The organism is Aminobacter sp. Piv2-1 (assembly GCF_037625995.1).
Classification (GTDB): Bacteria; Pseudomonadota; Alphaproteobacteria; order Rhizobiales; family Rhizobiaceae; genus Aminobacter.
The window spans coordinates 304,524-330,711 of record NZ_JARKMU010000005.1 but is presented as its reverse complement, the minus strand read 5'-3'; the positions used below and the strand labels follow the sequence as shown (position 1 = coordinate 330,711).

The window sequence follows — 26,188 nt, the reverse complement described above, 5'->3', positions numbered from 1 at the left end:
CGATTTTCGATTCGCGTAATCCGGTTGTGCGGCGATCCAAAACCGCTATTTTCCGCCCGGGTTTTTGCGTGCCCCGCTACGCCAACAGTGAGATGACCGACGCGTGATCAGGATTTCAGTTGATGCCATGGGAGGCGATCACGGACCCTCCGTGGTCATCCCCGCTCTGGCCAAGGTCGCCGTCCGGCGCAGCGATGTTCGTTTCATCATATACGGTCGCGAGGAGGCGGTTCGCCCCGAACTCGCCAAGCATCCGCGGCTGGCCGCGGTCAGCGAGTTCCACCACAGCGAGGTTGCCGTCCGCATGGACGACAAGCCGAGCCAGGCGCTGCGCCACGGCCGCTGGAAGTCGTCGATGTGGAAGGCCATCGAGGCGGTGAAGTCGGGCACCTCCGACGCTTGCGTTTCCGCCGGCAACACCGGTGCGCTGATGGCCATGTCGAAGTTCTGCCTGCGGACCATGGCGACGATCGATCGCCCGGCCATCGCCGCGCTGTGGCCGACCACGCGGGGCGAGAGCGTCGTGCTCGATGTCGGCGCCACGATCGGCGCGGACGCCCACCAGCTGATCGACTTTGCTATTCTGGGAACCGGCATGGCCCGGGCGCTGTTCGGGATCGAGCGGCCTTCGGTCGGGCTGCTCAATGTCGGCGTCGAGGAGATCAAGGGACAGGAAGAGGTCAAGGAAGCCGGGCGCATGCTGCGCGAGGCCAACTTGGCTTCGATGAACTATCAGGGTTTCGTCGAGGGCGACGACATCGGCAAGGGCGCGACTGACGTCGTGGTGACGGAGGGCTTCTCCGGCAACATCGCGCTGAAGACCGCCGAGGGAACCGCGCGCCAGATCGCCGGTTACCTTCGCGAGGCGATGAGCCGCACGCTGATGGCCAAGATCGGCTACATTTTCGCCAAGGGCGCATTCGACCGGCTGCGCGAGAAGATGGACGTGCGCCGTGCCAACGGTGGCGTCTTCCTCGGCCTGAACGGCGTGGTGGTGAAGAGCCATGGCGGTGCCGACGCGGATGGTTTCGCGGCGGCGATCGAGATGGCGTACGATATGGTTCGCAACCGGCTGCTCGACCGCATCGAGGCCGATCTCGACCTGTTTCATGCACGCAACCCGCATGCAGCGATGGGACGATCCAGCGCCGCGGTCGAAGAACAGGAATAGGACTTTTCGAAGTGATCAGATCAGTTGTGCGCGGCATCGGCTCGGCGTTGCCCCGCCGCATCATGAAGAACACCGATTTCGAAGGCGTGGTCGAAACCTCGGACGAGTGGATCGTCCAGCGCACAGGCATTCGCCAGCGTCACATCGCCGCCGACGACGAGACGACGGCGTCGCTCGGCGAGGCTGCCGCGCGCGCCGCGCTCGCCAATGCCGGGCTGACGCCCGATGACATCGACCTGATCGTGCTGGCGACGTCGACGCCGAACAACACATTCCCGGCGACCGCCGTCGAGATCCAGAACCGGCTCGGCATGCGGCACGGATTCGCCTTTGACATGCAGGCCGTCTGCAGCGGCTTCGTCTATGCGGTCACCACTGCCGATCTCTACATCAAGGGCGGTCTGGCCAAGCGCGTGCTGGTGATCGGTTCGGAGACCTTCTCGCGCATCCTCGACTGGAACGACCGCTCGACCTGCGTCCTTTTCGGCGACGGCGCCGGCGCGCTCGTGCTCGAAGCCCAGCATGGCGAGGGGACGATTGCCGATCACGGCGTGCTTGCCGCCAGCCTGCGCTCGGACGGCACCCACAAGGACAAGCTGTTCGTCGACGGCGGCCCGTCGACCACCGGCACCGTCGGCCATCTCAAGATGGAGGGTCGCGAGGTCTTCAAGCACGCCGTGGGCATGATCACGGACGTGATCGAGGACGTCTTCGCCCAGGCCAGCATCTCCGCCGACGACCTCGACTGGTTCGTGCCGCACCAGGCCAACAAGCGCATCATCGACGCTTCCGCCAAGAAGCTCGGGATCGCCGAGGAGAAGGCGGTCGTCACCGTCCACTTGCACGGCAACACCTCCGCCGCATCGGTTCCGCTGGCGCTTTCGGCGGCCGTCGCCGACGGTCGCATCAAGAAGGGCGACCTCGTGATGCTCGAAGCCATGGGGGGAGGCTTCACCTGGGGCGCGGTGCTGCTGCGCTGGTGATTCCCGACGGCGCGGGCACCATCCCGCGCCTCGTGTGCGATGGCTGCGGATCGCTTCTTGACCTTGACGGATCAATTACTTAACCTCCGGCGCGTTTGCGAAATTGTTGTTTTTTAGGATTGGACCGCCGCATGGGGGGAAAGACACTGACGCGTGCCGACCTCGCCGAAGCCGTCTACCGTAAGGTCGGCCTCTCGCGCACCGAATCGGCACAGCTGGTCGAGACGGTTATCGACGAAATCTGCGAGGCGATCGTCCGCGGGGAGACGGTCAAGCTCTCGTCCTTCGCAACCTTTCACGTGCGCGACAAGAACGAGCGCGTCGGGCGCAATCCGAAGACCGGCGAGGAGGTTCCGATCCTGCCGCGCCGGGTGATGACCTTCAAGGCATCCAACGTGCTCAAGAGCCGCATCCTGCGCGCGCACCAGAACGGCAAGTCGAAGGCCGCCAAGTAGCGCAATCGCGGCTTTTATCGGTTGATTGCCCGTTCGTGATTCGTACGGGGCTTGAATGTCGTCGCACAAACCGCTGAAATGAATCGCGAATCGTTTGCGAAAGTGGCGACCATGGACAAGAGCCCCGACGCCTTCCGCACCATCAGCGAAGTTGCCGAAGATCTGGACCTGCCGCAGCACGTGCTGCGTTTCTGGGAGACGCGGTTCACCCAGATCAAGCCGATGAAGCGCGGCGGCGGCCGCCGGTACTACCGGCCGCAGGATGTGGAACTCATCAAAGGTATCCGCCACATGCTCTATGAGCAGGGCTATACCATCAAGGGCGTGCAGAAACTCCTGCGCGACAACGGCAACCAGTTCCTGGTCGCGGTTGGCAGCGGCGATGTGGCGGCCGTCGAGGCCATCGCCCAGCGCAAGCAGGCCGAAGCCCCGATGACCCCGGCAGCCCAGCCGCGCGTCGACGACGAGATGCTCGTCGGCGAAGCTAGGGCCAAGCCCAGCCGGCGCTTCTTCGGCCTGGGCAAGGCCGACGACGAAGGACCCGTTGCCGCTGACGGCGGCAAGCTGACGCGTGACAACCGCGCACTGCTGCAGGAGGCGCTGTTCGACCTCCTGGAGTGCAAGAGGCTGCTCGATCAGGTTCGCTGAGGACCGCATCGGCGGGCTACGGCTGTATCCGGTCCGCCGATCGAAACTATGAACAAGATTGACGGAAAAGCCGCCGATTTGGGTTGACCGGGACGGTATTATCAAGATACATCGCGACCGGTCCGGAGTGTAGCGCAGCCCGGTAGCGCACTTGACTGGGGGTCAAGGGGTCGTCGGTTCGAATCCGGCCACTCCGACCATTTTCCCTTCCCCTGCAATGCTTTGCTTAGGCAAGCGCCTCGCACAGGCGCATTGCGATTCCATCGAATTCATAGGCGGACGGCGCCACGGATACGTTGGTCTCTCGTGGCGCCGGCCTTGTTCCGTCACATCATCGAGGGCGGGATCAGCACGCTGTCTACCTTGTCCCCCTCATCGTCCAGCTGGATCGAGACATGCCCGCCGCGCCGGAGCAAGGGCAGGGCGACGTCGCGCGGGATGGTGAAGCTCTTGCCGCCTTCGAGTGTGACGACGCGAGCCGCGGGATTGAACTTGGCGATCACGCCGTTGACTTCAGATGCAAAGGCGGCGCCCGAGATCAGGACGAGCGAGGTGGTAGCAAGAACGAGCTTGTGCATGGCATTTCTCCTTCGGTGATCGTTTGGGGCATCGGGGTCGATGCCTGGATGCCCGAAGCTACGGCCGCCGTCGGCCGGGGTTGCGCTCATTCCGGTAAACTCGAAACACAATGCGCTCACGGATGATTGTTCCGTCCGGCGCGAAACTTGGCCGCTCGTCGCTCGTTGCGCGCCCGTCGTCCACGGCCATGCAAAAAAAAGCCACGGGCGCGGGCCCGTGGCTTTTCGCTTGGCAGCCTGGGAGGCTGCCAAGGGGGGAGTCCGTCGCCTTACCTCAGTACGGCGGTGACGCGGTCGCCTTCGTCGTTCAGGTCGATCGAGACCCGCTCGCCGGCCTGGATCGACGGCACGGCAACGTCGCGCGGGATGGTGAAGCTCTTGCCGCCTTCGAGCGTGATGACGCGGACGTCGGGGTTGTAGCTGCTGACGACGCCGACAGCGGACGACGCGAAAGCAGCGCCGGACATCAGGGCGAAGGCGGAAGCGGTGAGGATGATCTTCTTCATTGTAATGTTCCTTTCAACTTGTCGGCGGAAGCGGGTCTTTCTGATCCGGTCGTTCCGCCTGCTGTTTGAGCCGGGCTGCCTGTCCACTTGCTGGCGGCTTGGCGGCTGGAAAGAGGCCACGGTTGGGAGGGCCCGTGGCTCTTTCGATTTTCAGCTTGGGAGGCTGTCTTTCAGGTGGTCCTTGGAGGGCCGTCCGAGGTCCTTAGAGCGACTTCAGCACCGCGGTGACGCGGTCGCCTTCGTCGTTGAGGTCGATCGAGACCTTCTCGCCGGCCTGGATCGACGGCACGGCAACATCGCGCGGGATGGTGAAGCTCTTGCCGCCTTCGAGCGTGATGACGCGGACGTCGGCGTTGTAGTTGCCGACGACGCCGTCAGCGGACGATGCCAGAGCAGCGCCGGACATCAGGGCGAGGGCGGAGGCAGCGAGGATGATCTTCTTCATGGTCGTATTCCTTTCAACTTGTCGGCGGAAGCGGATCTTGTGATCCGGCCGTTCCGCTCGTGGATTGAGCCGGGCTGCCCGTCCATTCGCTGGTTGAGGCGGCTTGGCGGCTGGAAAGAGGCCACGGTTGGGAGGGCCCGTGGCTCTTTCGATTTTCGGCTTGGGAGGCAGTTTTTCGGGTTGCCCTTGCAGGGCAGCCCGCAGTCCTTAGAGCGACTTCAGCACAGCGGTGACGCGGTCGCCTTCGTCGTTCAGCTGGATCGAGACTTTCTCTCCGGACTGGATCGACGGCACAGCAACGTCACGCGGAACGGTGAAGCTCTTGCCGCCTTCAAGAGTGATGACGCGAACATCTGCGTTGTAATTTCCAACAACGCCATCAGCGGACGAAGCAAAAGCGGCGCCGGACATGAGAGCGACTGCCGAAGCAGCGATGATGATCTTTTTCATTTCGAAGTTCCTTTCAGCTTTATCAGCGGAACCGATCGTTTTGTTTTGGTCGTTTCGCTTACCATGCTCAAATAGGCGGCTTCATTTCAGATTACCATAGCTGGAACGGTCACTCTGATTCACAAAACGGTCACACGGAAGTGAGCCGGCTTTTGGTGCCGGACTGTTCACAATATCGAGGGTGATGCGTGAGGTTGGTGCTGCCGGCTCGCGTCAGCCGGCGGCAGAGGTGACGGCGCGCTGGTGGCGCGCCTCGAGCGCGATCGCGCCCCAGATCAGGCCGAGCAGCAAGTAGAAGTGCCGCCAGTGATCGGTGTCGATCACCGTGCCGAGAGCGACGTGGCCGATGAAGACGACATAGGCCGGGAGCAGGTAGGGTTGCCACGGCCGGTCGCGCAGCAGGATGCGAAAGCCGGCGGCGAGCGTCCAGACGATCAACACGAGGTAGCTGGCGAAGCCCAGCCAGCCGTAGTCCATCAGCGCCTTGAGCCAGATGTCGTGCGTGTCTTCGCCATAGATCTGGCCGAAGACGAGCGGGCCGATGCCGAACGGCTTCTCGAGCGCCATCAGGAAGCCGATGCCGTAGCGGGCAAACCGGCCCACGCGCGCTCCGTCGTACTCCTGCACCAGCTGGGCGCGCGTGGTGAACAATTCGGCGACGCTGGGGATCTGGAGGGCGATGAGCAGGCCTGCTGCGAGCAATGCGAGTGCGGCGATGCTCATGACGACGATCCTGAGCCGGAATTTGCCGCTGCTGCTCTTGAGGAAGAGCAGGCCGGTGAGCAGGATCGCCGAAACCGCGAACAGGCCCCAGGCGCCGCGCGAGAAGGACAGGAAGATGCCTCCCGTTATGATCAGCAGGGGCACGGTGTAGAGAGCCATCCTGGCTGGGCTCCCGGTGAGGATGCGCTGGAGCAGGTAGATGCCGGGAAGGGCGAGATACGGTCCGAATACGTTGGGGTCCTGGAAGGCGCCCGCCGCGCGGTCGAATTTGGTGAACATCTCGGTGCCCGGCAGGATGCCGAAGTAGCCGACGATCCCGAGCAACGAGGTCACCACGGCCGAAACGACCCAGGACAAATAGATGACCCGGTAGAGCTTGGGGTCGGATTCTGTAACGGCGGCGAAGAAGATGGCCGTGAACGCAAGGAACAGGGAGACGGCAAGATAGAGCGGGGTGCTGCCGATATCCCCCATCTGCGTCATCGAGATCAGTCCGCCGATGTTGAAGATGATCAGCAGCACCGCCAGTGGCGCGATGGTGCGCGACAGCGTGAGCCCGAACACCGACCAGACGGCGATCAGCCCGGCCATGTAGATTTCATATGGCGCAGGCTCGCGGATGACGAACCCCGACAGCAGCACCCCGAATGCGATCGCGCCGGTCGAAACCAGGCCGATCAGCTTGGCGTTGACTGCCGCGCGCGGCAGATCATGGGTGATCGCGCTCAATAGGCGTTTTCCGTGTCGAGCAAGCGGATCGGCGTCAGGAACAGGATCTTGACGTCGATCCAAAGCGACCAGTTCTCGATGTAGTAGAGGTCGAATTCGGTGCGCTTGCGGATCTTCTCGTCCGTGTCCATCTCGCCGCGCCAGCCGTTGATCTGGGCCCAGCCGGTGACGCCGGGCTTGACCTTATGGCGGGCGAAATAGCCGTCTACCACTTCGTTGTAGAGCAGGTTGTGCGACTGCGCGGCGACCGCGTGGGGCCGCGGGCCGACCAGCGACAGGCTGCCGAACAGCGCATTGAAGAACTGCGGCAGCTCGTCGATGGAAGTCTTGCGGATGAAGCGGCCGACGCGGGTGACGCGCGGATCGTTCTTGGTCACGGCCTTGCGCGCGGTCGGATCGGCCTGCTCGGCATACATCGAGCGGAACTTGTAGACCTCGATCACTTCGTTGTTGAAGCCGTGGCGCTTCTGCTTGAACAGCACCGGACCCTTGCTGTCGAGCTTGATGGCGATCGCCGTGGCGATCATCACCGGCGAGAACGCGACGATGCCGATCAGGCTGAAAACGATGTCGAAGGTCCGCTTGGCGACCGAATCCCAGTCGTTGATCGGCTTGTCGAAGATGTCCAGCATCGGCACCGAGCCGATGTAGGAGTAGGAGCGCGGCCTGAACTGCAACTGGTTGGAATGGGCCGAAAGCCGGATGTCGACCGGCAGCACCCACAACTTTTTCAACAGCTGCAGCACGCGCGTCTCCGCCGTCAGCGGCAACGACACGATCAGCATGTCGATGCGCGCGATGCGGGCGAACTCGAGCAGTTCGGACACCGTGCCGAGCTTCGGGTAGCCCGCGACGATCGGAGGCGAGCGCCGGTCGTCGCGGTCGTCGAAGATGCCGCAGATGCGGATATCGTTGAACGGCTGCTGCTCGATTGAGCGGATGAGGGTCTCGGCTGCCTTGCCGCCGCCGACGATGACGGCTCGCCGCTCCATCCTGCCGTTGCGCGCCCAGCGCCGGATGAAGCGGGCCACGACGAGGCGCAGGGTTACGACCAGCACGAGGCCGACCGCGAACCACTCGGCGAAGAGCAGGCGGGAGAAATCCGCCGACACCTTCATGAAGAAGGCGACGACCGCCATGAGCGCGAAGGTCGCGAACCAGGACACCACGATCCGGGCAATGGTCGCGCCGGGCCGCAGCAGCGACTGAAGCTGGTAGCCGTCCATGATCTCGAAGATCAGCACCGCCGAGATGGAGGCCAAGAGGATGATCAGCGGGTACTGCCAGCCGAGATGTGCAAGGAAGCCGACATTGTAGAGATAGAAGAGCATGCCCGAGCCGAGCAGCAGCGAGAATTCGACGATGCGCAGGACGCCGCTCACCATGACCGGGGACATCGTGTCCCGTCGGTACTGGGTGGCCACTTCCTGGGCAATGCTGTTCAGGCGCGGCGAACGATCAGCCTTGCCGTCAGCGGCTGCCGCCTTGACGGCATCCGGGGTGAAGCGCTTGCTCGGGTCGAGGTTGTTCATGGTCGATCTGCAGGTCAGCCATCGGATTACCCGGCTGACCTAGCAAAGATCGGCTAAGAAACCCTTGAGCAACCGACCTGCCCGGCAAAAGTGTTTCGGCAGGGACGGCGTTCGAGGGCGGAAAGATAGGCCTCTTCTACTTGCGAGGCCATCACCGTCACGCTGAAACGGCTGCGCAGTTCGGCGATGCCGGGCATGAGTGCCGCGTAGCCGGACGGCGATTCTAGCGCCGCCACCATCTTTTCTGAAATGTCGCCGGCATCCGGATAAGTCAGGGCAGGGGACGCCTTGCCCAATATCTCCGGGATGCCGCCGACCGCGGTGGCGATGATGGGCTTGCCGGCGGCCAGCGTCTCCAGGACCACGTAGGGCATCGCCTCCGCCCGAGAGGGGACGACGACGCAGCGCGCGAGTGCGAAGGCCTGGCGCGCCGGCATCGGGTCCATGAAGCGCACCTCGCCGGTGAGGCCGAGCCTGTCCACCTGGGCCTTGTAGCGGGGCAGGTGCTCGCCGTCGCCCACCATGACGGCACTTACCGGCCTGCCCAGGTGCTGGCCCGTGCGGGCGAGCGCGTCGATGAACAGGTCCGGCCCCTTCAGGTCGCGCATCATGCCGATATAGAGGAAGTCCGCCGCGTCTTGCCCGGCCGCCACCGGCTCGAACTCCGCTTCGCCGAGGCCGTTGTAGACGAGGCTGTTGGCTATGCGCGGATGGCCGACCTTGCGGTGAAATGTGCGGCGCTCGTAGTCGGACACGAAGAGGAGGTGGTCGGTGAAGCGCTCCATGAGGCGTTCCAGCCCGAAGAACAGCTTCCCCATCGTCGTCCGTTCATCGTAGTGCAGGCTGCCGCCATGCGGCGAATAGAGGCGGGCCACGCGAGACCTTGAAACCCGCAACAGTGAGCCGAAGGCTCGAGCATAGGTACCACCCTTGGCCCCGTGCCCGTGCAGAACGTCCGGCTGCAATTCCTTGATGATCCTGTAGGTGCGCCAGCCCGCGGCGATATCGCCTGGGCCGATATGGCGCTGCATGGGTGTCCGCCTGATGCCGAGCGCCAGCATCGGCTCGATCGCTTCGAAGAGCCGGTCCTCATGCGCGCCGCCCGTCGATGCATCGCAGATGATGCCGACAGAGTGGCCTGCCTCGACCTGGGCCTCCGTCAGATCGCGCACGTGCCGGAAGATTCCGCCGACCGGAGATCTGAAGCAGTGGACGATCCGAAGTCTGTCGCTCACGTTCCGCCCCGCTGCGGCTCAAAACAGGCGCTCGCGTACATAAACCGTGTCGCCCGGCAAGAGCGGGTCGGAGGTCACCACGCGGCCGGTCATCACCTTGCCGTTGATGTCGCGGGTGATGTCGACGTCGGCCTGGTTGGCGCGCGCGCTGAAGCCGCCGGCCATGGCGATGGCCTTCTGCACGGTCAGGCCGGGCACGTATGAATATTGTCCGGCCGCGCCGACTTCGCCCATGACGAAGACCGGCCGGTACCTGTCGATCTCGACCGACACGTCCGGGTCGCGCAGGTATCCCTCGCGCAGCTTCGCCGCCAGCGCCTTCTCGATCTGCTGGGCGGTGTAGCCGCGCGCCGGCACGGCGCCGACGAGCGGGAAGGAGATGTAGCCGGACTGGTCGACGCTGTAGGTGTTGGTCAGCCCTTCCTGCTCGAACACGGTGACGCGGATCCTGTCGCCCGCGCCGAGCCTGTAGGGCTGGTCGAGCACTTCGTGGAAGGCGGCCGGAGCAGGCTTGTAGCTCGCGCACCCAGCAACCACGAGCATGGCGGCGACAAGCGCGTTACGGACGGGAACGGACCTGCTCATTTGAAAAGACGTACCTTCGACTGCTTGAGCCACGCTCGGTTGAGCGGTTCGTGCCAGTTATCGACTTGTTAGGGTTAATGGTCGGTAAAGTCGCCGCGGCTCATGGTCTATATTGGCGGGCGAGCCCGATATTAACCGATGGGTTACCATGTTTGTTTACCTTCATCCTGCTCAGCCTCGGAGTAGGAATGCATGTCTGCCGTCCAGTCCAGCGCAGGTGACGTTGACGTCGACCTCGGTCAGCTCTTTGCCAGTCTTGTCAGGAACTGGCGGCGCCTTGCTGTTGTTGCCCTAATCGTGACCGGGCTTGCGTTTGTACTTGCGTCGCTGGCCACGCCTCATTATCGCGCCGAAACGCGGATACTGATCGAGACGCGTGAATCCGTCTTCACCCGGCCCGACGGCAGCAGCGAGGCCGAACGGCCGATCCTCGACGAGGAGGGGGTAGCCAGCCAGGTGGAGGTCATCGCCTCGAGCGACATCCTGAAGCAGGTCGCCAAGCAGCTCGACCTGGCCAGCCGGCCGGAGTTCGATGCAGCGGCCGACATGTCCAGCCTCGCGCGGCTTCTGGTGATCGCCGGTCTCAAGAGCGATCCCGGCGAGTTGCCGCCGGAGGAGCGGGTGCTCAAGGCGTTCCGCGAGAAGTTGAGCGTCTATCGTATCGAGAAGTCGCGCGTCATCGTCATCCAGTTTTCCTCCGAAGACCCGAAGCTTGCCGCCGACGTGCCGAATGCGATCGCCGATGCCTACATGGCGTTCCAGCGCGATGCCAAGCTGGCCTCGAGCACCGAGGCGACCGATTGGCTCAAGCCCGAGATCGCCGACCTGACCCAGCGGGTGAAAGACGCCGAGGGTCGCGTTGCCGCCTATAGGGCGCAGTCGGATCTGCTGGTCGGCCAGAACAACTCGGTTCTCGCAACGCAGCAATTGTCGGAGCTTTCGAGTGAGCTCTCCAGGGTGCGCGCCGGCCGGGCCGCGGCCGAGGCCACGGCGCAGAGCGTGCGCCAGGCGCTCAAGGGCGGCGGCTCCATCGATGCCATCCCCGAGGTGCTGTCGTCCGGCCTGATCCAGCGGCTGCGCGAGCGCCAGGTGCAGCTCAAGGCCGATATCGCCGACCTTTCCACGACCTTGCTGCCCAACCATCCGCGCATCAGGGCGCTGAACTCGCAGCTGGCCGACCTCGACGCGCAGATCCGGGCCGAGGCCGAGAAGGTGCTGAAGGGAATGGTCAACGAAGCGAGGACGGCCGATCTTCGCGAGAAGCAACTGATCGCCGATCTCAACACGCTGAAGGCCGAGTCGGCCCGCGCCTCCGAGCAGGAGGTGGAACTCAGGGCGCTCGAACGCGAGGCCGCAGCCCAGCGCGCCTTGCTCGAATCCTATCTCACCCGCTATCGCGAGGCGTCATCGCGCCAGGACCGCAACTATTTGCCGGTCGACGCACGGGTGTTTTCGCGCGCGATCGTGCCTTCGGAAGCCTATTTCCCCAAGGTGCTGCCCATTGTTGGCGCCGCGTTCGCGGGCTCGCTCCTGCTCATGGCGATCGTGACCCTGCTGCAGGAGCTGTTTTCGGGCCGTGCCATGCGCTCGGCACCCGGCGCACGCGTGGCGCCGGTGACCGAGGTCGGTATGCCCGCACGTCGGGTGGCCAACCTCGCCGACGACGCCGGTGAGCTGCCCTGGGAGGATGGCGAGGCTCGCCTTATGCTCGAAGATGAGCGCCCCGACGAAACGGTGCAGCCGCAAGTCATTTCGGGCGCGGTGACGGACGTGGACATATGCGTGCCCGCGGCAATCGGCATCGAAGGCGCAGCCGAGCGGCTGATCGCGAGCGGTGCGACCCGCGCGATTTTCGTCTCGCCCGAGGGCGACGAGGCTGCCGCGACCGCCGTCCTGGTGGCGCGCGAGATGGCCGATGCGGGACTGCGCGTACTGCTGCTCGACCTCACCGCCTCGGGCGCCGCCTCGCGGCCGATGCTCGATGGCCGGCGCTATCCGGGCATCACCAACCTGCTTGCCGCGGAGGCGCAGTTCACCGACGTCATCCGCACCGACTACTATTCGGATTGCGATGTCATGCCGGTGGGCACGGCCGACCCCGCGCGGGCGATGCGGGCAGTCGACCGCCTGCCGATCATCATGGAGTCGCTGACCACGGCCTACGACATCGTCGTCGTCGAGTGCGGGCCGGCTGATGCCGGCGAGATCAGGCGCCTGGTGGGCGAAGGCACCGAGGTGCTGGTCAGTTTCCTCGATCACGACGACGACATCGCCGACGCTGCCGACGGACTGCGCGCCGGCGGCTATGACGACGTGATCCTGGTGACGCCGGTGGGCCACGACCTGCCCGACGCGCCCGTGCCGACGCGTTCGGCGGCCTGAGCCGTCAGTCCGCGTCCGGCTGGTCCTTGCCGCGCGTCATCGACCGCAGGCGCTTGATCAATGCCCAAAGCGCCTGGTTGCCCTTTATCGAGCGCTTGAGCGCGGCGGCCGACCGCATGCCCGTCGCATAGGCACGGCCCTTGATCGTCAGCGGCACATAGACGTCGGCGTGCCGTAGCTCGAGGTCGCACCAGGTGCGCTTGTAAGGCTCGTCGCCGACGCTGAAGTCGTAGATCGCGAAGCCTTGCCCGCACGCCTCGCCGATATTGTCGAAGAACAGGTATTCGCCCGGGCTGACATGGGCCAGCTCGTCGTCGGCTATTGCACCGAACTCGCAGATGAAGCGGCCGCCGGCCCGGCTGGAGCCGGTGACGGCCCGATATGTGTCGCCGACCTTCAGTCCATGCAGGACGAATGGAGGCCGCTCGTGTCTCAGGGCGTCGGCGAACAGTTTGCGGAAGAATGAGCGAATTTCGGCCGGCTCGAATACGTCTGTGATGCCCATGGCGCGGAAACGCTGTTCCTTCATGGCAAAGAACGCGTCCAGCATGGCGCCGGTCTCGGCTTCCGTCGTGGCGAGCAGACGCTGCGCGCCGCCGACCGCCTCGTACTTGCGCTCCTGGCTGCGATGCCGCTTCGCCTTCTTCTTGCCGGGGGTGCGGTCGAGCACGGCCTCGAAGCCGCCGTCGAGATCGACCGCCAGCGCCACGTTGGGGCTCGGCGAGGAAGGGAGCTTCAGCAGCGGATTGGCCAGGCCGTCGAAATCGGCGAGCAGGCGTTCGAGTGCGACGAGGTCGATGTCGGGGCGCGACTGCGCGATCGCGCGCATCAGCCTGTCGATTTCCGCTGCCGCCGCCGTTGCAAGCCAGGCCTTGTCGGCCATGGCAAAGTTGCCGTTGGCATGCCTGCCGCCCATGAAGCGGGCGACCTTGAACGGTCCCTCGCGGCAGACCGCCAGCGCCAGCGCCAGGACGGGGCGATCTCCATTGTGCAGCGTGGCCAGGATCGCGTCGGTACGGTTGGTTTCCGTCCAGGCGGACACCCAGTCCGGGCTCTGTGGCGGCGCATGGACCGCGGTGCGGGCGAAATCACGATACGCGGCCACCGAAGCACCGGTGGTTGGCACTGCCTGCGCAGCCGCAACAGCCTTGGACGGCGCCGGGCGCGGGGCGCCATCGGCACTGCGTGCGGCGATAGCGTCAACCATACTTCAATCCTTCCCCCCTATGGATCGTTTGTGGGGTTTGTCGCGGCGTGTTCGAAACGTCCCGACAGGCTAGGCGCCAAAGGTGAAGGAATGCTCGACGCAGCCGAGATCGCCCAGAAGCTCGCTTTTCTGCTGATCGGTCATACCGGCCTGAGCGCTCTCGCCAGGCCGTTTGTCGGAAATGTCGGCGTGATCCTCATGCTGCATCGGGTGACCGCCAGCCTCGGCCGCGCCGACGGCGCCAACCGTCACCTGTCGATCACGCCGCAATTTCTCGATGCCCTGATCTGCGAGATGAAGCGGCTGGGCTATCGGTTCGTCTCGATGGAAGAAGCTGTCCTGCGCCTCCGCACACCCGGAGATGGCGAGCCGTTTGCCGCGGTGACTGCCGACGACGCCTATCGCGACAATCTGCTGGAGGCGCTGCCGGTGCTCGAGCGCCACGAGGTACCGATCGCCATCTATGTCGCGCCCGGCCTGACCTCCGGTGTCGTCGACCTCTGGTGGGAAGGGCTCGACGAACTGGTGAGATCGGCCGCGCGCCTGACGGTTTCGATGGCCGGAGCGGAAACGAGCTTCGATTGCTCGACCCCCGCGGGGCGTTCGGCCGCCTTCAGCCGCCTGTCGGCCTACCTCACCGACGAGGTCGCCGAGGCGGACCAGCGCCAGGTCCTCGACGGCTGGACCAGGGCGGCGGGCGTGGATGTGCACGCGGCCAGCGCGAAACTCCTGATGAATTGGGACGAGGTCAGGCAGATCGCCCGGCATCCGCTGGTGACCATCGGGGCACATACGGTCAACCACTACAATCTCAAGCGGCTCGGCCCGGAGGCGGTGCTGCGCGAGATGCACCGGTCGCGCAGCCTGATCGAGGCCGAGCTCGGCAAGGCGCCGAGCCACTTTGCCTATCCCTACGGTCATTCGGAAGCTGTCGGGCGGCGTGAGACGCTGCTTGCGGAGGAGGCGGGCTATGTGTCGGCCGTCACCACCCGGCACGGCGTGCTCAGGCCGGAGCATGCAGGGCACCTGCACGCCCTGCCGCGACTGTCGGTCAACGGGCGGCATCAGGATCTGGCTGCGATGCGGGCGATGCTTTCGGGGGCCACCACGGTGATGGCAAACCGCGGCAGGCGGCTGGTGACCGTGTGATCGGTTAGCGGCTGGCCGGCTTGACCATCCACTTGATGATCCACATCGCCGGCAGCACCCACAGCAGTCCGCTCAGGAAGAAGAAGACGAGATGGACGAGGGCGCCGGACTGCGCGAGCTGCGCCACGGCCACCATTGTCGCGACCAGCGCATAGACGACCACCAGCAGCACCAGAAGGACGGTACCGATCAGCTTCTTGACGCGTACGGGCATTTCTTCTTCCCTTTCGAGGCTCCGCATAGTCTTTTGGCGTCGTCCGCGCAACCTGGGACGGCGGGCACTGCTGCGGCGCGACGGCGTGTCGCGTAACCCGAGCTTGCCAGCCGGGTCGCGATGGTCCACCAGTCCCCGCGGTTTTGAAAGTGCCGGAACGATAGCCATGACCGCCTTGACCGATGCCGCCGCTCCATTGGCCGCCCGCAACCGGGAACTGCGTAACCGCTCCTGGGTGCGCGGCTGGCTCTATGTCGTGCTGCTCGTGCTGTTCGCCCTCGTCATGGTCGGCGGCGCCACCCGCATGACCGGCTCGGGCCTGTCGATCACCGAATGGAAGCCCATCCACGGCGTCATCCCGCCGCTCAACCAGGCCGAATGGCAGGAAGAGTTCGAAAAATACCAGCAGATCCCTCAATACGAGCAGATCAACAAGGGCATGACCCTCGACGAGTTCAAGGGCATCTTCTGGTGGGAATGGGCGCATCGCCTGCTCGCCCGCGGCGTCGGCTTCCTCGTCGCCATCCCCTTGGCCCTGTTCTGGCTGTCCGGCCGTCTCGAAAGCCGTCTCAAGCCCAAGCTGGTCGGCCTTCTCGCGCTCGGCGGCCTGCAGGGCTTCGTCGGCTGGTGGATGGTGGCTTCGGGCCTGTCCGAGCGCGTCTCCGTCAGCCAGTACAGGCTGGCGATCCACCTGACCTTCGCCTGCATCATCGTCATCGCCGTCGCCTACATCGCCCGCGGCCTTGCGGTCTATTCCGAAAGGCCGGCCGGCCGGAGCGTCCAGCGCTTCGCCGGCATTATGGTGCTTCTGATCCTGTTCCAGATCTATCTCGGCGCACTGGTGGCCGGCCTGCATGCCGGCCTCAGCTACAACACCTGGCCGCTGATGGACGGTGCGATCGTCCCCGGCGACCTCCTGGTCATCGAGCCGCTCTGGCGCAATTTCTTCGAAAGCCCGAAGACGGTGCAATTCGTCCACCGCATGTTCGCCTATACGCTGCTTGCGGTCTCTCTCTGGCACGTGTTTTCGACTGTGCGCATCGCGCCGAGGACGACGCATGCCCGCCGTGCCTGGGTCCTGGCGCTGCTGATCCTCGCGCAGGCGGCCATCGGGGTCGGCACCTTGCTCGCGCAGGCGCAGATGCACTGGGCGCTGCTGCACCAGGCCTTTGCATTGTTCGTGCTGATCTTCGCCACCGCCCATTGGCGCGCCACCAAGGGCGCCTATCCACTGGACAACGAGATCGAGGTCAGAATCTAGCCCGTACGCCGCGGATCGCCGCCACGACGGCGAGTTCGCTCGCCTCGTCTTCCTCGTTCTTGTCTTGGGCATACCAGGACGACGACAGGCAGCCCCAGGCGATGGCGTGGTCGAGGATGGCGTCTGGGCGCTGCCCGAGCGTCCTGGCGAAGCTCTCGGCCATGTAGGCGATGCGTTCGGGATCGAGGCTGAGGTCGTGGCGGTAGAGCGGGTTGTAGAACAGGTTCGCCGCGTCGAAGCCCGGATCGCCCAGTATGCCCTTGGGGTCGATCACCAGCCAGCCGCGCTCGCCGAGCAGGATGTTGTCGTGGTGCAGGTCGCCGTGCAGCACCCGCACATCATGCGGATCTGACAGCAGGCGCTCCGCAATCACGGCTGCCTCGACATAGGGGCTTTCCACGCCGGCGTCGCGATCGGCTCGTGCCTTCTCGAACAGGCTTTCGTAACGCTGCCGGAGCGGCTGCAGGTCGGCGGGAGCAGGGGCGTCCGACGGCGAAAACAGCCGCGCCAGCACCTCGTTGGCGATGTCGGTGGCATGGCGGTCGCCACGGTCGTTCAGCTCATCTGCCAGCAACCGGTCGCCGGCATATTCGAGCAGCATCTGCCGGCCTTCGAGACCGAGCAGCCTCACGGCGCCCACGCCGCCGCGCCAGCCGAGATAATGCGCGCCGCGCAGCTCATCGGCGACGTCGTCGAATGGCTTCAGTGCCTTGACGATCGCCGGGGCGCCGTCGGCCAGCCGCACCTTCCAGATACGGCTGGAGAACGTTTCTGCGATGAGCTGAGGGTCGGCGACGTTCCAGTGAGACGGAAAGACCGCCTGGTCCATTCAGTGATGCAGCCCGAGCATCAGGTCGAGGTTCTGCACGGCAGCACCCGACGCGCCCTTGCCGAGATTGTCGTAGACGGCGATCAGCAGTGCCTGCGCCCGGCTGTCGTTGGCGCTGACATAGAGCTTCATCTTGTTGGTGCCGTTGTAGATCTCCGGCTGGATATCGCCGCTGCGCTCGAAATCGACCAGCGGTGCGACGTCGACCACGCCGCCCTTCAGGCCGGTATAGTGGCCGGCGAGCACGGCGTGCAGTTCCCTGCCGGTCGGCACCTTGGCGAGGTGGCCCAGCTGCAGCGGCACGATCGTGATCATGCCCTGGGCGAAGTTGCCGACCGCCGGCTGCATGATCGGGTCGTGCGCCAGCTTGGCATAGGCGCGCAGCTCCGCAACGTGCTTGTGCTTGAGCATCAGCCCGTAGGGCAGGAATTCCGGCGAATTCTCGCCCTGGGCTTCGTAATCCTCGATCATCTGCCGGCCGCCGCCGGAATAGCCGGAGATGCCGTTGATGGTGACGGGGAAGTCGGCCGGCAACAGGCCGGCGGTGATGAGCGGACGCAGGCCGGCGATCGGGCCCTGGGGCCAGCAGCCGGGGTTGGCCACGCGCTTGGACGCGGCAATCGCCTTGGTCTGTGCCTCGTCCATCTCCGGGAAGCCGTAGGTCCAGCCTTCGGCGACGCGATGCGCCGTCGAAGCGTCGATCACCCGCGTCGTGTCGTTCTCGATGAGCGTGACGCTTTCCTTCGCAGCGTCGTCGGGCAGGCAGAGGATCGCCACGTCGGCGGCGTTGAGGAACTCCTTGCGCGCCGCCAGGTCCTTGCGACGCTCGACAGGCACCGAAATCACCTCGATGTCGTTTCGCCCCGCGAGCAGCGACCTGATCTGCAGACCGGTGGTGCCGTGCTCGCCGTCGATGAAGATTTTCGGTTTCATGTGCCTGTCGTTCCGTCGAAAAATAAGCAGTGTCAGAGGCTTGTGGCCAAATTCGGACTCTGGGCCGAAAGTCCTTGAATCATCGTCTCAGCCATTCCCGCGCGCCTTCCTCTCGGCCAGCAGGCCGAGATAGTGCATCGCGACCGTCGAGCCGGCGATGGCCGTAATATCGGCATGGTCGTAGGCCGGCGCAACCTCGACGATATCGGCGCCGACGATGTCGATCTGGTTCATCTGGCGCAGCACCGAGAGGATCTTGGCCGACGACGGGCCGCCGGCCACCGGCGTCCCGGTTCCGGGCGCATAGGCCGGGTCGAGGCAGTCGATGTCGAAGGTCACGTAGGTCTTGCGGCCGCCGGTGCGCTCGACGATCGCATAGGCGATGTCGGCGGCGCGCATCTCCTCGACCTCGTGGCCATAGAGGATCTTGATGCCGCAGTCGTCGGGCGCATGCGTGCGGATGCCGATCTGGATCGAGCGGTCGGGATCAATGATGCCGTCCTTGACCGCGCGCGCCACGAACGAGCCGTGGTCGATGCGCTTGCCGTCGTCCGGCCAGGTGTCTTGGTGGGCGTCGAACTGCACCAGCGCCATCGGCCCGTGGACCGCCGCATGCGCCTTGAGGACCGGCCAGGTGACGAAGTGGTCGCCGCCGAGGGTGAGCAGGAAGGCTCCCGATTTCAGGATCTTCGCTGCTTCCCGTTCGATCGCGGCCGGCGTCTTCTGATGGTTGCCGCTGTCGAGCAGGCAGTCGCCATAGTCGACTACTGCCAGGTCGTCGAACAGGTCGCGCTGGAACGGATATTGCGGGTCGCAGTCGAAGATGGCCGAGGCGCGGCGGATCGCCTGCGGACCGAAGCGCGCGCCGGGCCGGTTGGTGACGGCCGCGTCGAAGGGGATGCCCCAGACGACGGCGTCGGCACCGGCGACGTTCTTCGAATATTTGCGCCGCATGAAGGACAACGCGCCCGCATAGGTCGGATCACCCGAACGGCCCTTGGAGTTCCGCGCGGTGAAGGCGTGATCGATCGACGAAGCGGGCATGGGCAGTCTCCTATCCGGTCTTTCGCAATTCGAGGGCGCAAGAACTACAGAAGCCGGGCCGAACATGCCAGCCCCATGGCGAAACCCGTCTGGCAGCCGCCTTCATCGCCCTGTCATGCGCGCTTCACGCCCGTGTCATCGCCGTTGCCTAGGAGCTAGCCGGCATCCACGGGCACGGAGCGATTCCCATGCGAGCGGTTCTGGCAGGCGCGATTTCTTTGTTGTTGGGCCTTGGCCTCGAGGCACAGGCGGGCTCGCGCGCCGAGCAGATACTGGAGCGCTTCGGCGACGCCAACCAATGGCGCGACCATGTGATGGTCGTGGCCCACAGGGCAGGTGGACTGCAGGACGGCAAGAAGCGCTTTGCCGAAAATTCGCTTGCAGCCCTGCGCGATGCCATCGCCGTCGGCGCCGAAATGGTCGAGATCGACATTCGCAGGTCGAAGGACGGCGAACTGATCGTCATGCATGACAGCTGGCTCGACCGAACCACGAACTGCAAGGGCGAGGTCGTCGCTCTCAGCATGGACGAACTGAGGAAATGCCGTCTCGTTGTCGAGGGGACCGGGGCCGTCACCGCCGAGCCGGTGCCGACGCTGAAGGAGTTCCTCGCAGTCGCCAAGGACAGGATCCTGGTCAATCTCGACAACAAGCTGGAGACCGCCGACCTCGTCGACATGGTGGCGCTGGCGCGCGCCATGGGCATGGAGGCGCAGGTCGTCGTCAAGGCGAACCTGTGGAACGCCGAGCGCCTCGCCACGGTCAAGGCGACCATGGCGCGACTTGGCGGCGGCTTCCAGTTCATGCCGATCATGGCCGACGACGCCGTGCGCGATCCCGCCTTCGTCGAAGCGGCCGGCAAGGCCTTCGCCGCGAGTGCGGTGGAGATGATCGCCTGGCGCGGCGATGCCGCGAGCATGACGGAGACCGGCGGCCCGCTGTTTTCGGCGCGGGTGAGGGCGGCCGCGGTGCGCGGCAACTGGCACCTCTGGGTCGACACCCACGCCATCGTCAACAAGCCGGGCGGCTATCTTGCCGGCGGGCGCGGCGACGAGTTGGCGGTCGCAGCCGGCTTGCCTAACGAGGTGTTCGGCTTCTGGGCGGACCGCGGCGCCACCATGATCCAGACCGACGAGCCGAGAGCGGCCGTCGACTGGCTGGCGGCCAACGGCTACCGGGTGCCCTATGCCGACACGAACGAGGCCGTGGCGTCCGCCGCGGGGCAGGCGGCTTCACCTCAATCGCCGACCAACTGACAAGCGGTTAGGCGGTCACCTCTACTCGCAGGATTATAGTACGTACAACTACTCGTTGCTTGTGTTGATGAATTAACGTACATACATTATATGAAAATCGTCTGGGACGAACCGAAGCGCCGGACAAACCTGACCAAGCACGGCTTGGATTTTGCTGATCTGTCGTTCGAGTTCTTCCTGTCGGCGCGCGTCGCCGCAGCCAAGGAAGGGCGCTTCGTAGCCGTGAGCGAACTGAACGGGCAGATGGTGACCGCCGTCGTATTCAAGCCTGTGGGCTCGGAAGCGCTCTCGATAATCTCGATGCGCCCGGCCAGCCGCAAGGAAAGGAGCCTGTCATGACGGTCAAGCACAAGCCAATCACCGACGAGGAAGAGGCCGAAATCCAGCGTCAGATCGCAGGAGATCTGGAGGCGCCCGAACTCACAGACGAACAGCTTGCGCAAGCGAAGCCCTTTGCCGAGGTGTTCCCTGATCTGGCCAAGGCCATGGAGCAGGAGATAGCCAGGCGCGGTCGGCCACCTCTGGCCAAGACGAAACTACCCGTGACGATCCGGCTCAACCCGGAGACCGTTGCCAAATTCAAGGCCACTGGCAAGGGGTGGCAATCCCGGATGAGCGAAGTGCTCGATAAGGCCAAAGTGGGGTAGTTGCGCCAGTGGCGTGTCCTGCGTGTAGGGCTTGTTCGGGTGTCCCCGCGATCATTTGCGCAAGCGTTGCGGTGCATCCCAAAGAAAAAGGCCGCCCGGAGGCGGCCTTTTCCATATCCGAGGTCGGCGAAACGCTTAGCGCTTCGAGAACTGGAACGAACGGCGGGCCTTGGCCTTACCGTACTTCTTACGCTCGACGGTACGGCTGTCGCGGGTCAGGAAGCCGCCCTTCTTGAGCACGCCGCGCAGCGCCGGCTCGTAGTAGGTGAGCGCCTTCGAGATGCCGTGACGGACGGCACCGGCCTGGCCCGACAGACCGCCGCCGACGACGGTGGCGATGATGTCGTACTGGCCGACGCGGTTAGCCGCGACGATCGGCTGGTTCAGGATCATCTGCAGCACCGGACGGGCGAAATACGCGCCGAATTCCTTGCCGTTGACGACGATCTTGCCGGAGCCGGGCTTGACCCAGACGCGGGCGATGGCGTCCTTGCGCTTGCCGGTGGCATAGGCGCGGCCGCTCTTGTCGAGCTTCTGGACGTGGACCGGAGCAGCCGGCTGGACGGCGGCGACGGTGCCGAGCTCTGCGAGCGAGGAAAGATCAGCCATTATCAAGCCCTCTTGTTCTTCGCGTTCAGCGCGCCGACGTCGAGCGTCACAGGCTGCTGGGCGACATGCGGATGTTCGGCGCCTGCATAGACGCGGAGATTCTTCATCTGGCGACGGCCGAGCGGGCCGCGCGGGATCATGCGCTCGACGGCCTTCTCGAGCACGCGCTCGGGGAAACGGCCTTCGATCAGCTGGCGAGCGGTGCGCTCCTTGATGCCACCGGGGTGGCCGGTGTGCCAGTAGTAGACCTTGTCGGTGTACTTCTTGCCGGTGAACACGACCTTGTCGGCGTTGATGATGATGACATTGTCACCGTCGTCGACGTGGGGCGTGAAGGTGGGCTTGTTCTTGCCGCGGAGGATGTTGGCGACGAGCGAGGCGAGACGGCCGACGACGAGACCCTCGGCGTCGATCAGCACCCACTTCTTCACCACGTCCGCAGGCTTCTGCGAAAAGGTTGCCATGGTTACATGCTTTCGTTTGGGACCTTCCGGAGAAGGCGTTTCTTGTTGCTTTCATTGGCGAGAAGCCCGAGCCGCGCGCCAATAACAAAACGGCGGCCATTGCGGGCCGCTGCTTCGGTTCGGGCTTATAGGCGAGGCTGAACCGGTCGTCAAGCCTGCCGACGACGCAGTTACGACAAAAAATTAAGAAAAAACAATATGTTGTGAATGTGGTATTATTTTACCGTATCATTTGAGCGCCTCGGTGGGATCGAATAGGTGCCGGTTGCATGCGCCACCGTATGCCGGTCGGGCCCGGCGACGATGTCGATGTCGAACACCATCAGGCTCTTGCCGAGCTTGAGGATGCGGCAATGGCCGTCGATCGGCCCGGCCTCGGCCTTGCGCATGAAGTTGATGTTGAGGTTGGTGGTCACCGACAATGCGTCCGGTCCGGCATGGCTGAGCACGCAGACATAGCCGCCGATGTCGGCCAGCGTGAACAGGGACGGGCCGGAAACCGTTCCGCCGGGCCTCAGGTGCCGTTCGTCAGCGTTCAGCCGCACCGTGCAGCCGCCCGGAAAGACCTCGACCGTCTGGTAGAAGTCGTAGTGCTCGTTGAGCTGCGGGTAGACGCGTCTGAGCAGCTCGTCGACCTGCCTCGCGTCCAGCATCGGCTTCAGTCCGTTCTGTTCCGGCATTGCAATTCCATCCCAATTTCCGGAAACTGCGGTTCCGGCATCATCATGGTTCCACGGCATGCGCCTCGATCGGGCGCCAGCAAGGCACGATTGGGAACCGCGGATCAAGCCCAGGCGTATATGGCTTTGGTCGAAGCCGGCGATTCTCGGCTGGCGCACCCGTTGGAGACAGGAATGGCAGAAATCGTCACCATGAAGCGCGGCCTCTCGGAGGGACCCGTCCTGTCCGCTTTCGACAAGGGCGTCCTGCGCCTGGTGCTGGCCAATCCTCCTGCCAACGCGCTTTCCTTGGAAACGATGGCGGCCCTCCAGGAACGGCTCGACGCCGCTCGCGACGACGCAGCCGTGCGCGTCATCGTCCTGGCCGCGTCGGGCAAGCTGTTCTGCGCCGGCCACGACCTCAAGGAAATGACGGCGCACCGCGCCGACACCGACCGGGGGCGCGCCTTCTTCGAGCTCACGATGTCGCGCTGTTCGACACTGATGCAGACGATCGTCCGGCATCCGAAGCCGGTGATTGCCGAGGTCGACGGGGTCGCCATGGCCGCCGGCCTGCAGCTGGTCGCCAGCTGCGACCTCGCCATCGCCTCCGACCAGTCCAGCTTTTCGACGCCGGGCGTCAACATCGGCCTGTTCTGCTCGACGCCGATGGTGGCGTTGTCGCGCAACGTCTCGCGCAAGCAGGCGATGGAAATGCTGCTCACCGGCGAGACGATCGATGCGATCACCGCGCGCGACTTCGGATTGGTCAACCGCGTCGTGCCCCGGGAATACCTGAATCAGATTGTCGGAAAATACGCCCAGACCATTGTTTCGAAATCGCCTTTGACGCTCAAGATCGGCAAGGAGGCATTCTATGCCCAGGCCGAGATGGGGCTGGCCGAAGCCTACGACCACGCCGCGCGGATAATGGTGGAGAACATGCTGGCCAGGGATGCGGAGGAGGGCATCGGCGCCTTCATCGAGAAGCGCGAGCCGGAGTGGAAGGGAGAATAGCTTGGAAGCGCGGATTTCGCTCGTCACCCTCGGCGTCGATGATTTGGATCGCGCCGTGCGCTTCTACGAGGCGATGGGGCTGAAGCGGAACCAAACCATCACCGAAGGGGTGGCGTTCTTCCAGATGGGCTGCCTGGTCCTGGGCCTCTGGGGGCGCGACCAGCTCGCAGCAGATGCCGGTGTCGCCGCCGGCAAGGTCGGCTTCTCCGGCGTCTCGCTCGCCTACAACACGCGCACCGAGGCGGAAGTGGACGAGGTGCTGGCCAATGCCGAGCGGGCCGGCGGGCGCATCGTCAAGCCGGCGCAGCGTGCTTTCTGGGGCGGCTGGTACGGCTATTTCGCCGACACGGAGGGGCATCTCTGGGAGGTTGCGCACAATCCCGACTTTCCCATTGCCGAAGACGGCAGCATCTCGCTGCCCTGAGCCCTTGCCCACGTCTCCAGGCAGCCCGAACAGCAGCGGCGCCCCTCGGTTTGCACCGTCTTTCGGAAGGCGCTATCCCGGATGTTCGAACGGGGACGAGCCATGAACCACGACGCTTATGACGACGGCTACATCGCCGGCATCCTGGATGCGGTCAAAACGATTGCGGTCGTCGGTGCCTCGGCCAACGACGTCAGGCCGAGCTACTTCGTCATGAAGTACCTGATCGGCAAGGGCTACGAGGTCTTTCCGGTCAACCCGGGCCATGCCGGCAAGGAGATCCTCGGCCGCATGACCTATGCCAGCCTCGCCGACATCCCGGTGGCCATCGACATGGTCGACGTCTTCCGCGCCTCCGCCGCCATCCCTGCGATCGTCGAGGACGTGCTGAAGCTGGAGCCCATGCCGACGGTTATCTGGATGCAACTGACGGTGCGCCACGACGAGGCCGCCGCCCGCGCCGAGGCGGCCGGCATCAAGGTGGTCATGAACCGCTGCCCCAAGATCGAATATGCCCGCCTTGCCGGCGAGATCGGCTGGACGGGCGTCAATTCGGGCGTGCTCTCGTCCAAGCGGCCGGTGATGCGCCAGGGCTTCCAGAGTTTCGGCATTCGGGCAAAATAACCGTATCCGGAGGGCCGCCTGCATCCGTCATGGAATTTTCGTCCGCCGAAGTATGGGAGGGCCGAAATTTTCGTCTTTGCATTCGGCTCCACCCTTCGCCAAAGATAGCCCCCGATTTCGATGGACCTGATCCTTGGAGAGAAAGATGTCCCAACGCACACCGGGCTTCAACACGCTCGCCGTCCATGCCGGGGCCAAGCCTGACCCAGCCACCGGCGCCCGCGCCACGCCCATCTACCAGACCACGTCCTATGTCTTCGACGACGCGGACCACGCCGCCTCGCTGTTCGGGCTGAAGGCCTTCGGCAACATCTACACCCGCATCATGAACCCGACGCAGGCCGTGCTCGAGGAGCGCGTCGCGGCCCTCGAAGGCGGCACGGCGGCGCTCGCCACCGCCTCGGGCCATGCCGCGCAACTGCTCGTGTTCCACAATCTCATGCGCCCCGGCGACAATTTCGTCGCTGCGAACAAGCTTTATGGCGGCTCGATCAACCAGTTCGGCCATGCCTTCAAGAATTTCGGCTGGGAGGTCCGCTGGGCCGACACCAACGACATTTCGAGCTTCGAGACGCACATCGACGGCAACACCAAGGCGATCTTCATCGAGAGCCTGGCCAATCCCGGCGGCACCTTCGTCGACATCGAGAAGGTAGGCGACATTGCCCGCAAGCACGGCCTGCCGCTCATCGTCGACAACACGCTGGCCAGCCCCTACCTTATCCGCCCGATCGAGCACGGTGCCGACATCGTCGTGCACTCGCTGACCAAGTTCATCGGCGGCCACGGCAATTCGATCGGCGGCGCCATCGTCGACGGCGGCACCTTCGACTGGTCGAAGTCTGGCAAGTATCCGATGCTTTCGGAGCCGCGCCCCGAATATGGCGGCATCGTCCTGCACGAGACCTTCGGCAACTTCGCCTTTGCGATTGCCGCGCGCGTGCTCGGCCTGCGCGACTTCGGCCCGGCGATTTCGCCGTTCAACGCCTTCCTGATCCTGACCGGCCTCGAGACGCTGCCGCTGCGCATGCAGCGCCACTGCGACAACGCGCTCACCGTCGCCGGCTGGCTCTCCGAGCACCCCAAGGTCGCCTGGGTCTCCTATCCCGGCCTCAAGGGCGACAAGAACCACGCGCTGATGAAGAAGTACTCGCCCCAGGGTGCCGGTGCGGTCTTCACCTTCGGCCTCAAGGGCGGCTATGCCGCCGGCGTCAAGTTCGTGGAGTCGCTGGAGCTCTTCTCGCACCTCGCCAATGTCGGCGACACCAAGTCGCTGGTCATTCACCCGGCCTCGACCACCCACCGCCAGCTCTCCGACGAGCAGAAGGTGGCAGCGGGCGCCGGCCCCGACGTCGTCCGCCTGTCGGTCGGCATCGAGGACGTCGGCGACATCGTGGCCGACCTCGAGCAGGCACTGGCCAAGGTCTGA

The 26,188-nt window shown here is 64.7% G+C and carries 30 protein-coding genes and 1 tRNA gene; 15 read left to right on the top strand and 16 right to left on the bottom strand.

All coding sequences use genetic code 11. From position 1 onward, the window contains the following. The first annotated feature begins 103 nt into the window (after positions 1–103). From plsX to AmiPiv_RS11960, 5 genes are all read left to right on the top strand, one after another. Positions 104–1,171, top strand: a complete 1,068-nt coding sequence (plsX, locus tag AmiPiv_RS11980; RefSeq protein WP_340037681.1) for a phosphate acyltransferase PlsX — start codon at positions 104–106, stop codon at positions 1,169–1,171. A gap of 11 nt (positions 1,172–1,182) precedes the next feature. Continuing rightward, complete coding sequence (locus AmiPiv_RS11975; RefSeq protein ID WP_340037680.1) at positions 1,183–2,154, top strand: beta-ketoacyl-ACP synthase III; 972 nt, start codon at positions 1,183–1,185, stop codon at positions 2,152–2,154. Between the two features lie 131 nt (positions 2,155–2,285). Further along, positions 2,286–2,609, top strand: a complete 324-nt coding sequence (locus AmiPiv_RS11970) for an integration host factor subunit alpha (protein ID WP_340037679.1) — start codon at positions 2,286–2,288, stop codon at positions 2,607–2,609. A 111-nt stretch (positions 2,610–2,720) separates the two neighbouring features. Continuing rightward, complete coding sequence (locus tag AmiPiv_RS11965) at positions 2,721–3,257, top strand: MerR family transcriptional regulator (RefSeq protein WP_340037678.1); 537 nt, start codon at positions 2,721–2,723, stop codon at positions 3,255–3,257. A gap of 123 nt (positions 3,258–3,380) precedes the next feature. Continuing rightward, positions 3,381–3,457, top strand: a tRNA-Pro gene (locus tag AmiPiv_RS11960). 126 nt (positions 3,458–3,583) lie between these two features. On the opposite strand, the gene AmiPiv_RS11955 is transcribed toward AmiPiv_RS11960, so the two are convergent. The 8 genes from AmiPiv_RS11955 to AmiPiv_RS11920 form a co-directional block, all read right to left on the bottom strand. After that, entirely contained in the window at positions 3,584–3,835 is a 252-nt protein-coding gene (locus AmiPiv_RS11955) for a hypothetical protein (RefSeq protein ID WP_340037677.1), read from the bottom strand. Positions 3,836–4,104: 269 nt separating this feature from the next. Next, positions 4,105–4,341, bottom strand: a complete 237-nt coding sequence (locus AmiPiv_RS11950; protein WP_340037676.1) for a hypothetical protein — start codon at positions 4,339–4,341, stop codon at positions 4,105–4,107. A gap of 202 nt (positions 4,342–4,543) precedes the next feature. Next, entirely contained in the window at positions 4,544–4,786 is a 243-nt protein-coding gene (locus tag AmiPiv_RS11945) for a hypothetical protein (RefSeq protein ID WP_340037675.1), read from the bottom strand. 207 nt (positions 4,787–4,993) lie between these two features. After that, positions 4,994–5,236 carry a hypothetical protein gene (locus AmiPiv_RS11940; protein ID WP_340037674.1) on the bottom strand — a complete coding sequence of 81 codons (243 nt, stop codon included), beginning with the start codon at positions 5,234–5,236 and terminating at the stop codon, positions 4,994–4,996. Between the two features lie 213 nt (positions 5,237–5,449). After that, positions 5,450–6,688 (bottom strand): O-antigen ligase family protein, encoded by a 1,239-nt coding sequence (locus tag AmiPiv_RS11935; RefSeq protein WP_340037673.1) that lies wholly within the window; start codon positions 6,686–6,688, stop codon positions 5,450–5,452. Next, positions 6,685–8,220 carry an undecaprenyl-phosphate glucose phosphotransferase gene (locus AmiPiv_RS11930; RefSeq protein WP_340037672.1) on the bottom strand — a complete coding sequence of 512 codons (1,536 nt, stop codon included), beginning with the start codon at positions 8,218–8,220 and terminating at the stop codon, positions 6,685–6,687. Before AmiPiv_RS11930 ends, AmiPiv_RS11935 begins: the two co-directional genes overlap by 4 nt. A 53-nt stretch (positions 8,221–8,273) precedes the next feature. Continuing rightward, entirely contained in the window at positions 8,274–9,455 is a 1,182-nt protein-coding gene (locus AmiPiv_RS11925; protein ID WP_340037671.1) for a glycosyltransferase family 4 protein, read from the bottom strand. Between the two features lie 18 nt (positions 9,456–9,473). Continuing rightward, on the bottom strand, positions 9,474–10,040 hold the full coding sequence (locus AmiPiv_RS11920) for a polysaccharide biosynthesis/export family protein (RefSeq protein WP_340037670.1): 567 nt from the start codon (positions 10,038–10,040) through the stop codon (positions 9,474–9,476). Between the two features lie 192 nt (positions 10,041–10,232). Here AmiPiv_RS11920 and AmiPiv_RS11915 point away from each other — a divergent pair, with 192 nt between their 5' ends. Beyond that, positions 10,233–12,422 carry a GumC family protein gene (locus AmiPiv_RS11915; protein ID WP_340037669.1) on the top strand — a complete coding sequence of 730 codons (2,190 nt, stop codon included), beginning with the start codon at positions 10,233–10,235 and terminating at the stop codon, positions 12,420–12,422. Between the two features lie 4 nt (positions 12,423–12,426). Here AmiPiv_RS11915 and AmiPiv_RS11910 read toward each other — a convergent pair whose 3' ends face one another. Next, positions 12,427–13,629, bottom strand: a complete 1,203-nt coding sequence (locus AmiPiv_RS11910; RefSeq protein WP_340037668.1) for a GNAT family N-acetyltransferase — start codon at positions 13,627–13,629, stop codon at positions 12,427–12,429. A 90-nt stretch (positions 13,630–13,719) separates the two neighbouring features. Between AmiPiv_RS11910 and AmiPiv_RS11905 the strand changes: the two genes are divergently transcribed. After that, on the top strand, positions 13,720–14,778 hold the full coding sequence (locus AmiPiv_RS11905) for a polysaccharide deacetylase family protein (RefSeq protein WP_340037667.1): 1,059 nt from the start codon (positions 13,720–13,722) through the stop codon (positions 14,776–14,778). A gap of 4 nt (positions 14,779–14,782) precedes the next feature. Here AmiPiv_RS11905 and AmiPiv_RS11900 read toward each other — a convergent pair whose 3' ends face one another. Beyond that, positions 14,783–14,992, bottom strand: a complete 210-nt coding sequence (locus tag AmiPiv_RS11900; protein ID WP_340037666.1) for a DUF2842 domain-containing protein — start codon at positions 14,990–14,992, stop codon at positions 14,783–14,785. A 166-nt stretch (positions 14,993–15,158) separates the two neighbouring features. On the opposite strand from AmiPiv_RS11900, the gene AmiPiv_RS11895 reads away from it, so the two are divergent. Then, complete coding sequence (locus AmiPiv_RS11895) at positions 15,159–16,253, top strand: COX15/CtaA family protein (RefSeq protein ID WP_340037665.1); 1,095 nt, start codon at positions 15,159–15,161, stop codon at positions 16,251–16,253. Here AmiPiv_RS11895 and AmiPiv_RS11890 read toward each other — a convergent pair. The 3 genes from AmiPiv_RS11890 to speB all read right to left on the bottom strand — a co-directional run bounded on the left by AmiPiv_RS11890 (position 16,243) and on the right by speB (position 19,059). Then, positions 16,243–17,082 (bottom strand): aminoglycoside phosphotransferase family protein, encoded by an 840-nt coding sequence (locus AmiPiv_RS11890; protein WP_340037664.1) that lies wholly within the window; start codon positions 17,080–17,082, stop codon positions 16,243–16,245. The two genes, AmiPiv_RS11895 and AmiPiv_RS11890, sit on opposite strands and share 11 nt — an antisense overlap. Then, positions 17,083–18,015 (bottom strand): N-acetyl-gamma-glutamyl-phosphate reductase, encoded by a 933-nt coding sequence (gene argC, locus AmiPiv_RS11885; protein ID WP_340037663.1) that lies wholly within the window; start codon positions 18,013–18,015, stop codon positions 17,083–17,085. Positions 18,016–18,102: 87 nt separating this feature from the next. After that, positions 18,103–19,059, bottom strand: coding sequence for an agmatinase (gene speB / locus AmiPiv_RS11880; RefSeq protein WP_340037662.1), 957 nt, complete (start codon positions 19,057–19,059; stop codon positions 18,103–18,105). Positions 19,060–19,247: 188 nt separating this feature from the next. Between speB and AmiPiv_RS11875 the strand changes: the two genes are divergently transcribed. From AmiPiv_RS11875 to AmiPiv_RS11865, 3 genes are all read left to right on the top strand, one after another. Then, on the top strand, positions 19,248–20,315 hold the full coding sequence (locus tag AmiPiv_RS11875; protein ID WP_340037661.1) for a glycerophosphodiester phosphodiesterase family protein: 1,068 nt from the start codon (positions 19,248–19,250) through the stop codon (positions 20,313–20,315). 90 nt (positions 20,316–20,405) lie between these two features. Next, complete coding sequence (locus AmiPiv_RS11870; RefSeq protein ID WP_340037660.1) at positions 20,406–20,654, top strand: BrnT family toxin; 249 nt, start codon at positions 20,406–20,408, stop codon at positions 20,652–20,654. Then, on the top strand, positions 20,651–20,962 hold the full coding sequence (locus tag AmiPiv_RS11865) for a BrnA antitoxin family protein (RefSeq protein ID WP_340037659.1): 312 nt from the start codon (positions 20,651–20,653) through the stop codon (positions 20,960–20,962). The genes AmiPiv_RS11870 and AmiPiv_RS11865 overlap by 4 nt, the downstream gene beginning before the upstream one ends. A 135-nt stretch (positions 20,963–21,097) precedes the next feature. Here the strand turns inward: AmiPiv_RS11865 and rpsI are convergent, their stop codons facing one another. From rpsI to AmiPiv_RS11850, 3 genes are all read right to left on the bottom strand, one after another. After that, positions 21,098–21,571, bottom strand: coding sequence for a 30S ribosomal protein S9 (gene rpsI, locus AmiPiv_RS11860; protein WP_340037658.1), 474 nt, complete (start codon positions 21,569–21,571; stop codon positions 21,098–21,100). 2 nt (positions 21,572–21,573) lie between these two features. Next, positions 21,574–22,035 (bottom strand): 50S ribosomal protein L13, encoded by a 462-nt coding sequence (rplM, locus tag AmiPiv_RS11855; protein WP_340037657.1) that lies wholly within the window; start codon positions 22,033–22,035, stop codon positions 21,574–21,576. Positions 22,036–22,250: 215 nt separating this feature from the next. Beyond that, positions 22,251–22,715, bottom strand: coding sequence for a PaaI family thioesterase (locus AmiPiv_RS11850; RefSeq protein ID WP_340037656.1), 465 nt, complete (start codon positions 22,713–22,715; stop codon positions 22,251–22,253). A gap of 174 nt (positions 22,716–22,889) precedes the next feature. Here AmiPiv_RS11850 and AmiPiv_RS11845 point away from each other — a divergent pair, with 174 nt between their 5' ends. The 4 genes from AmiPiv_RS11845 (at position 22,890) to AmiPiv_RS11830 (ending at position 26,188) form a co-directional block, all read left to right on the top strand. Further along, positions 22,890–23,711 carry an enoyl-CoA hydratase gene (locus AmiPiv_RS11845; protein ID WP_340037655.1) on the top strand — a complete coding sequence of 274 codons (822 nt, stop codon included), beginning with the start codon at positions 22,890–22,892 and terminating at the stop codon, positions 23,709–23,711. A gap of 1 nt (position 23,712) precedes the next feature. Beyond that, a complete protein-coding gene (locus AmiPiv_RS11840) occupies positions 23,713–24,135 on the top strand; it encodes a VOC family protein (RefSeq protein ID WP_340037654.1) in 423 nt (140 codons plus the stop codon). Between the two features lie 102 nt (positions 24,136–24,237). Further along, positions 24,238–24,759, top strand: a complete 522-nt coding sequence (locus AmiPiv_RS11835) for a CoA-binding protein (RefSeq protein WP_340037653.1) — start codon at positions 24,238–24,240, stop codon at positions 24,757–24,759. A gap of 145 nt (positions 24,760–24,904) precedes the next feature. Further along, positions 24,905–26,188, top strand: a complete 1,284-nt coding sequence (locus AmiPiv_RS11830) for an O-acetylhomoserine aminocarboxypropyltransferase (protein WP_340037652.1) — start codon at positions 24,905–24,907, stop codon at positions 26,186–26,188.

Bases quoted from the DNA above. Each gene is read 5' to 3' on its own strand.
- AmiPiv_RS11970 (WP_340037679.1), top strand. From the start codon at position 2,286: ATGGGGGGAAAGACACTGACGCGTGCCGACCTCGCCGAAGCCGTCTAC.
- AmiPiv_RS11965 (WP_340037678.1), top strand. From the start codon at position 2,721: ATGGACAAGAGCCCCGACGCCTTCCGCACCATCAGCGAAGTTGCCGAA.
- AmiPiv_RS11955 (WP_340037677.1), bottom strand. From the start codon at position 3,835: ATGCACAAGCTCGTTCTTGCTACCACCTCGCTCGTCCTGATCTCGGGC.
- AmiPiv_RS11950 (WP_340037676.1), bottom strand. From the start codon at position 4,341: ATGAAGAAGATCATCCTCACCGCTTCCGCCTTCGCCCTGATGTCCGGC.
- AmiPiv_RS11945 (WP_340037675.1), bottom strand. From the start codon at position 4,786: ATGAAGAAGATCATCCTCGCTGCCTCCGCCCTCGCCCTGATGTCCGGC.
- AmiPiv_RS11940 (WP_340037674.1), bottom strand. From the start codon at position 5,236: ATGAAAAAGATCATCATCGCTGCTTCGGCAGTCGCTCTCATGTCCGGC.
- AmiPiv_RS11930 (WP_340037672.1), bottom strand. From the start codon at position 8,220: ATGAACAACCTCGACCCGAGCAAGCGCTTCACCCCGGATGCCGTCAAG.
- AmiPiv_RS11920 (WP_340037670.1), bottom strand. From the start codon at position 10,040: ATGAGCAGGTCCGTTCCCGTCCGTAACGCGCTTGTCGCCGCCATGCTC.
- AmiPiv_RS11915 (WP_340037669.1), top strand. From the start codon at position 10,233: ATGTCTGCCGTCCAGTCCAGCGCAGGTGACGTTGACGTCGACCTCGGT.
- AmiPiv_RS11910 (WP_340037668.1), bottom strand. From the start codon at position 13,629: ATGGTTGACGCTATCGCCGCACGCAGTGCCGATGGCGCCCCGCGCCCG.
- AmiPiv_RS11905 (WP_340037667.1), top strand. From the start codon at position 13,720: ATGCTCGACGCAGCCGAGATCGCCCAGAAGCTCGCTTTTCTGCTGATC.
- AmiPiv_RS11900 (WP_340037666.1), bottom strand. From the start codon at position 14,992: ATGCCCGTACGCGTCAAGAAGCTGATCGGTACCGTCCTTCTGGTGCTG.
- AmiPiv_RS11895 (WP_340037665.1), top strand. From the start codon at position 15,159: ATGACCGCCTTGACCGATGCCGCCGCTCCATTGGCCGCCCGCAACCGG.
- AmiPiv_RS11890 (WP_340037664.1), bottom strand. From the start codon at position 17,082: ATGGACCAGGCGGTCTTTCCGTCTCACTGGAACGTCGCCGACCCTCAG.
- argC (WP_340037663.1), bottom strand. From the start codon at position 18,015: ATGAAACCGAAAATCTTCATCGACGGCGAGCACGGCACCACCGGTCTG.
- speB (WP_340037662.1), bottom strand. From the start codon at position 19,059: ATGCCCGCTTCGTCGATCGATCACGCCTTCACCGCGCGGAACTCCAAG.
- AmiPiv_RS11875 (WP_340037661.1), top strand. From the start codon at position 19,248: ATGCGAGCGGTTCTGGCAGGCGCGATTTCTTTGTTGTTGGGCCTTGGC.
- AmiPiv_RS11870 (WP_340037660.1), top strand. From the start codon at position 20,406: ATGAAAATCGTCTGGGACGAACCGAAGCGCCGGACAAACCTGACCAAG.
- AmiPiv_RS11865 (WP_340037659.1), top strand. From the start codon at position 20,651: ATGACGGTCAAGCACAAGCCAATCACCGACGAGGAAGAGGCCGAAATC.
- rpsI (WP_340037658.1), bottom strand. From the start codon at position 21,571: ATGGCTGATCTTTCCTCGCTCGCAGAGCTCGGCACCGTCGCCGCCGTC.
- rplM (WP_340037657.1), bottom strand. From the start codon at position 22,035: ATGGCAACCTTTTCGCAGAAGCCTGCGGACGTGGTGAAGAAGTGGGTG.
- AmiPiv_RS11850 (WP_340037656.1), bottom strand. From the start codon at position 22,715: ATGCCGGAACAGAACGGACTGAAGCCGATGCTGGACGCGAGGCAGGTC.
- AmiPiv_RS11845 (WP_340037655.1), top strand. From the start codon at position 22,890: ATGGCAGAAATCGTCACCATGAAGCGCGGCCTCTCGGAGGGACCCGTC.
- AmiPiv_RS11835 (WP_340037653.1), top strand. From the start codon at position 24,238: ATGAACCACGACGCTTATGACGACGGCTACATCGCCGGCATCCTGGAT.
- AmiPiv_RS11830 (WP_340037652.1), top strand. From the start codon at position 24,905: ATGTCCCAACGCACACCGGGCTTCAACACGCTCGCCGTCCATGCCGGG.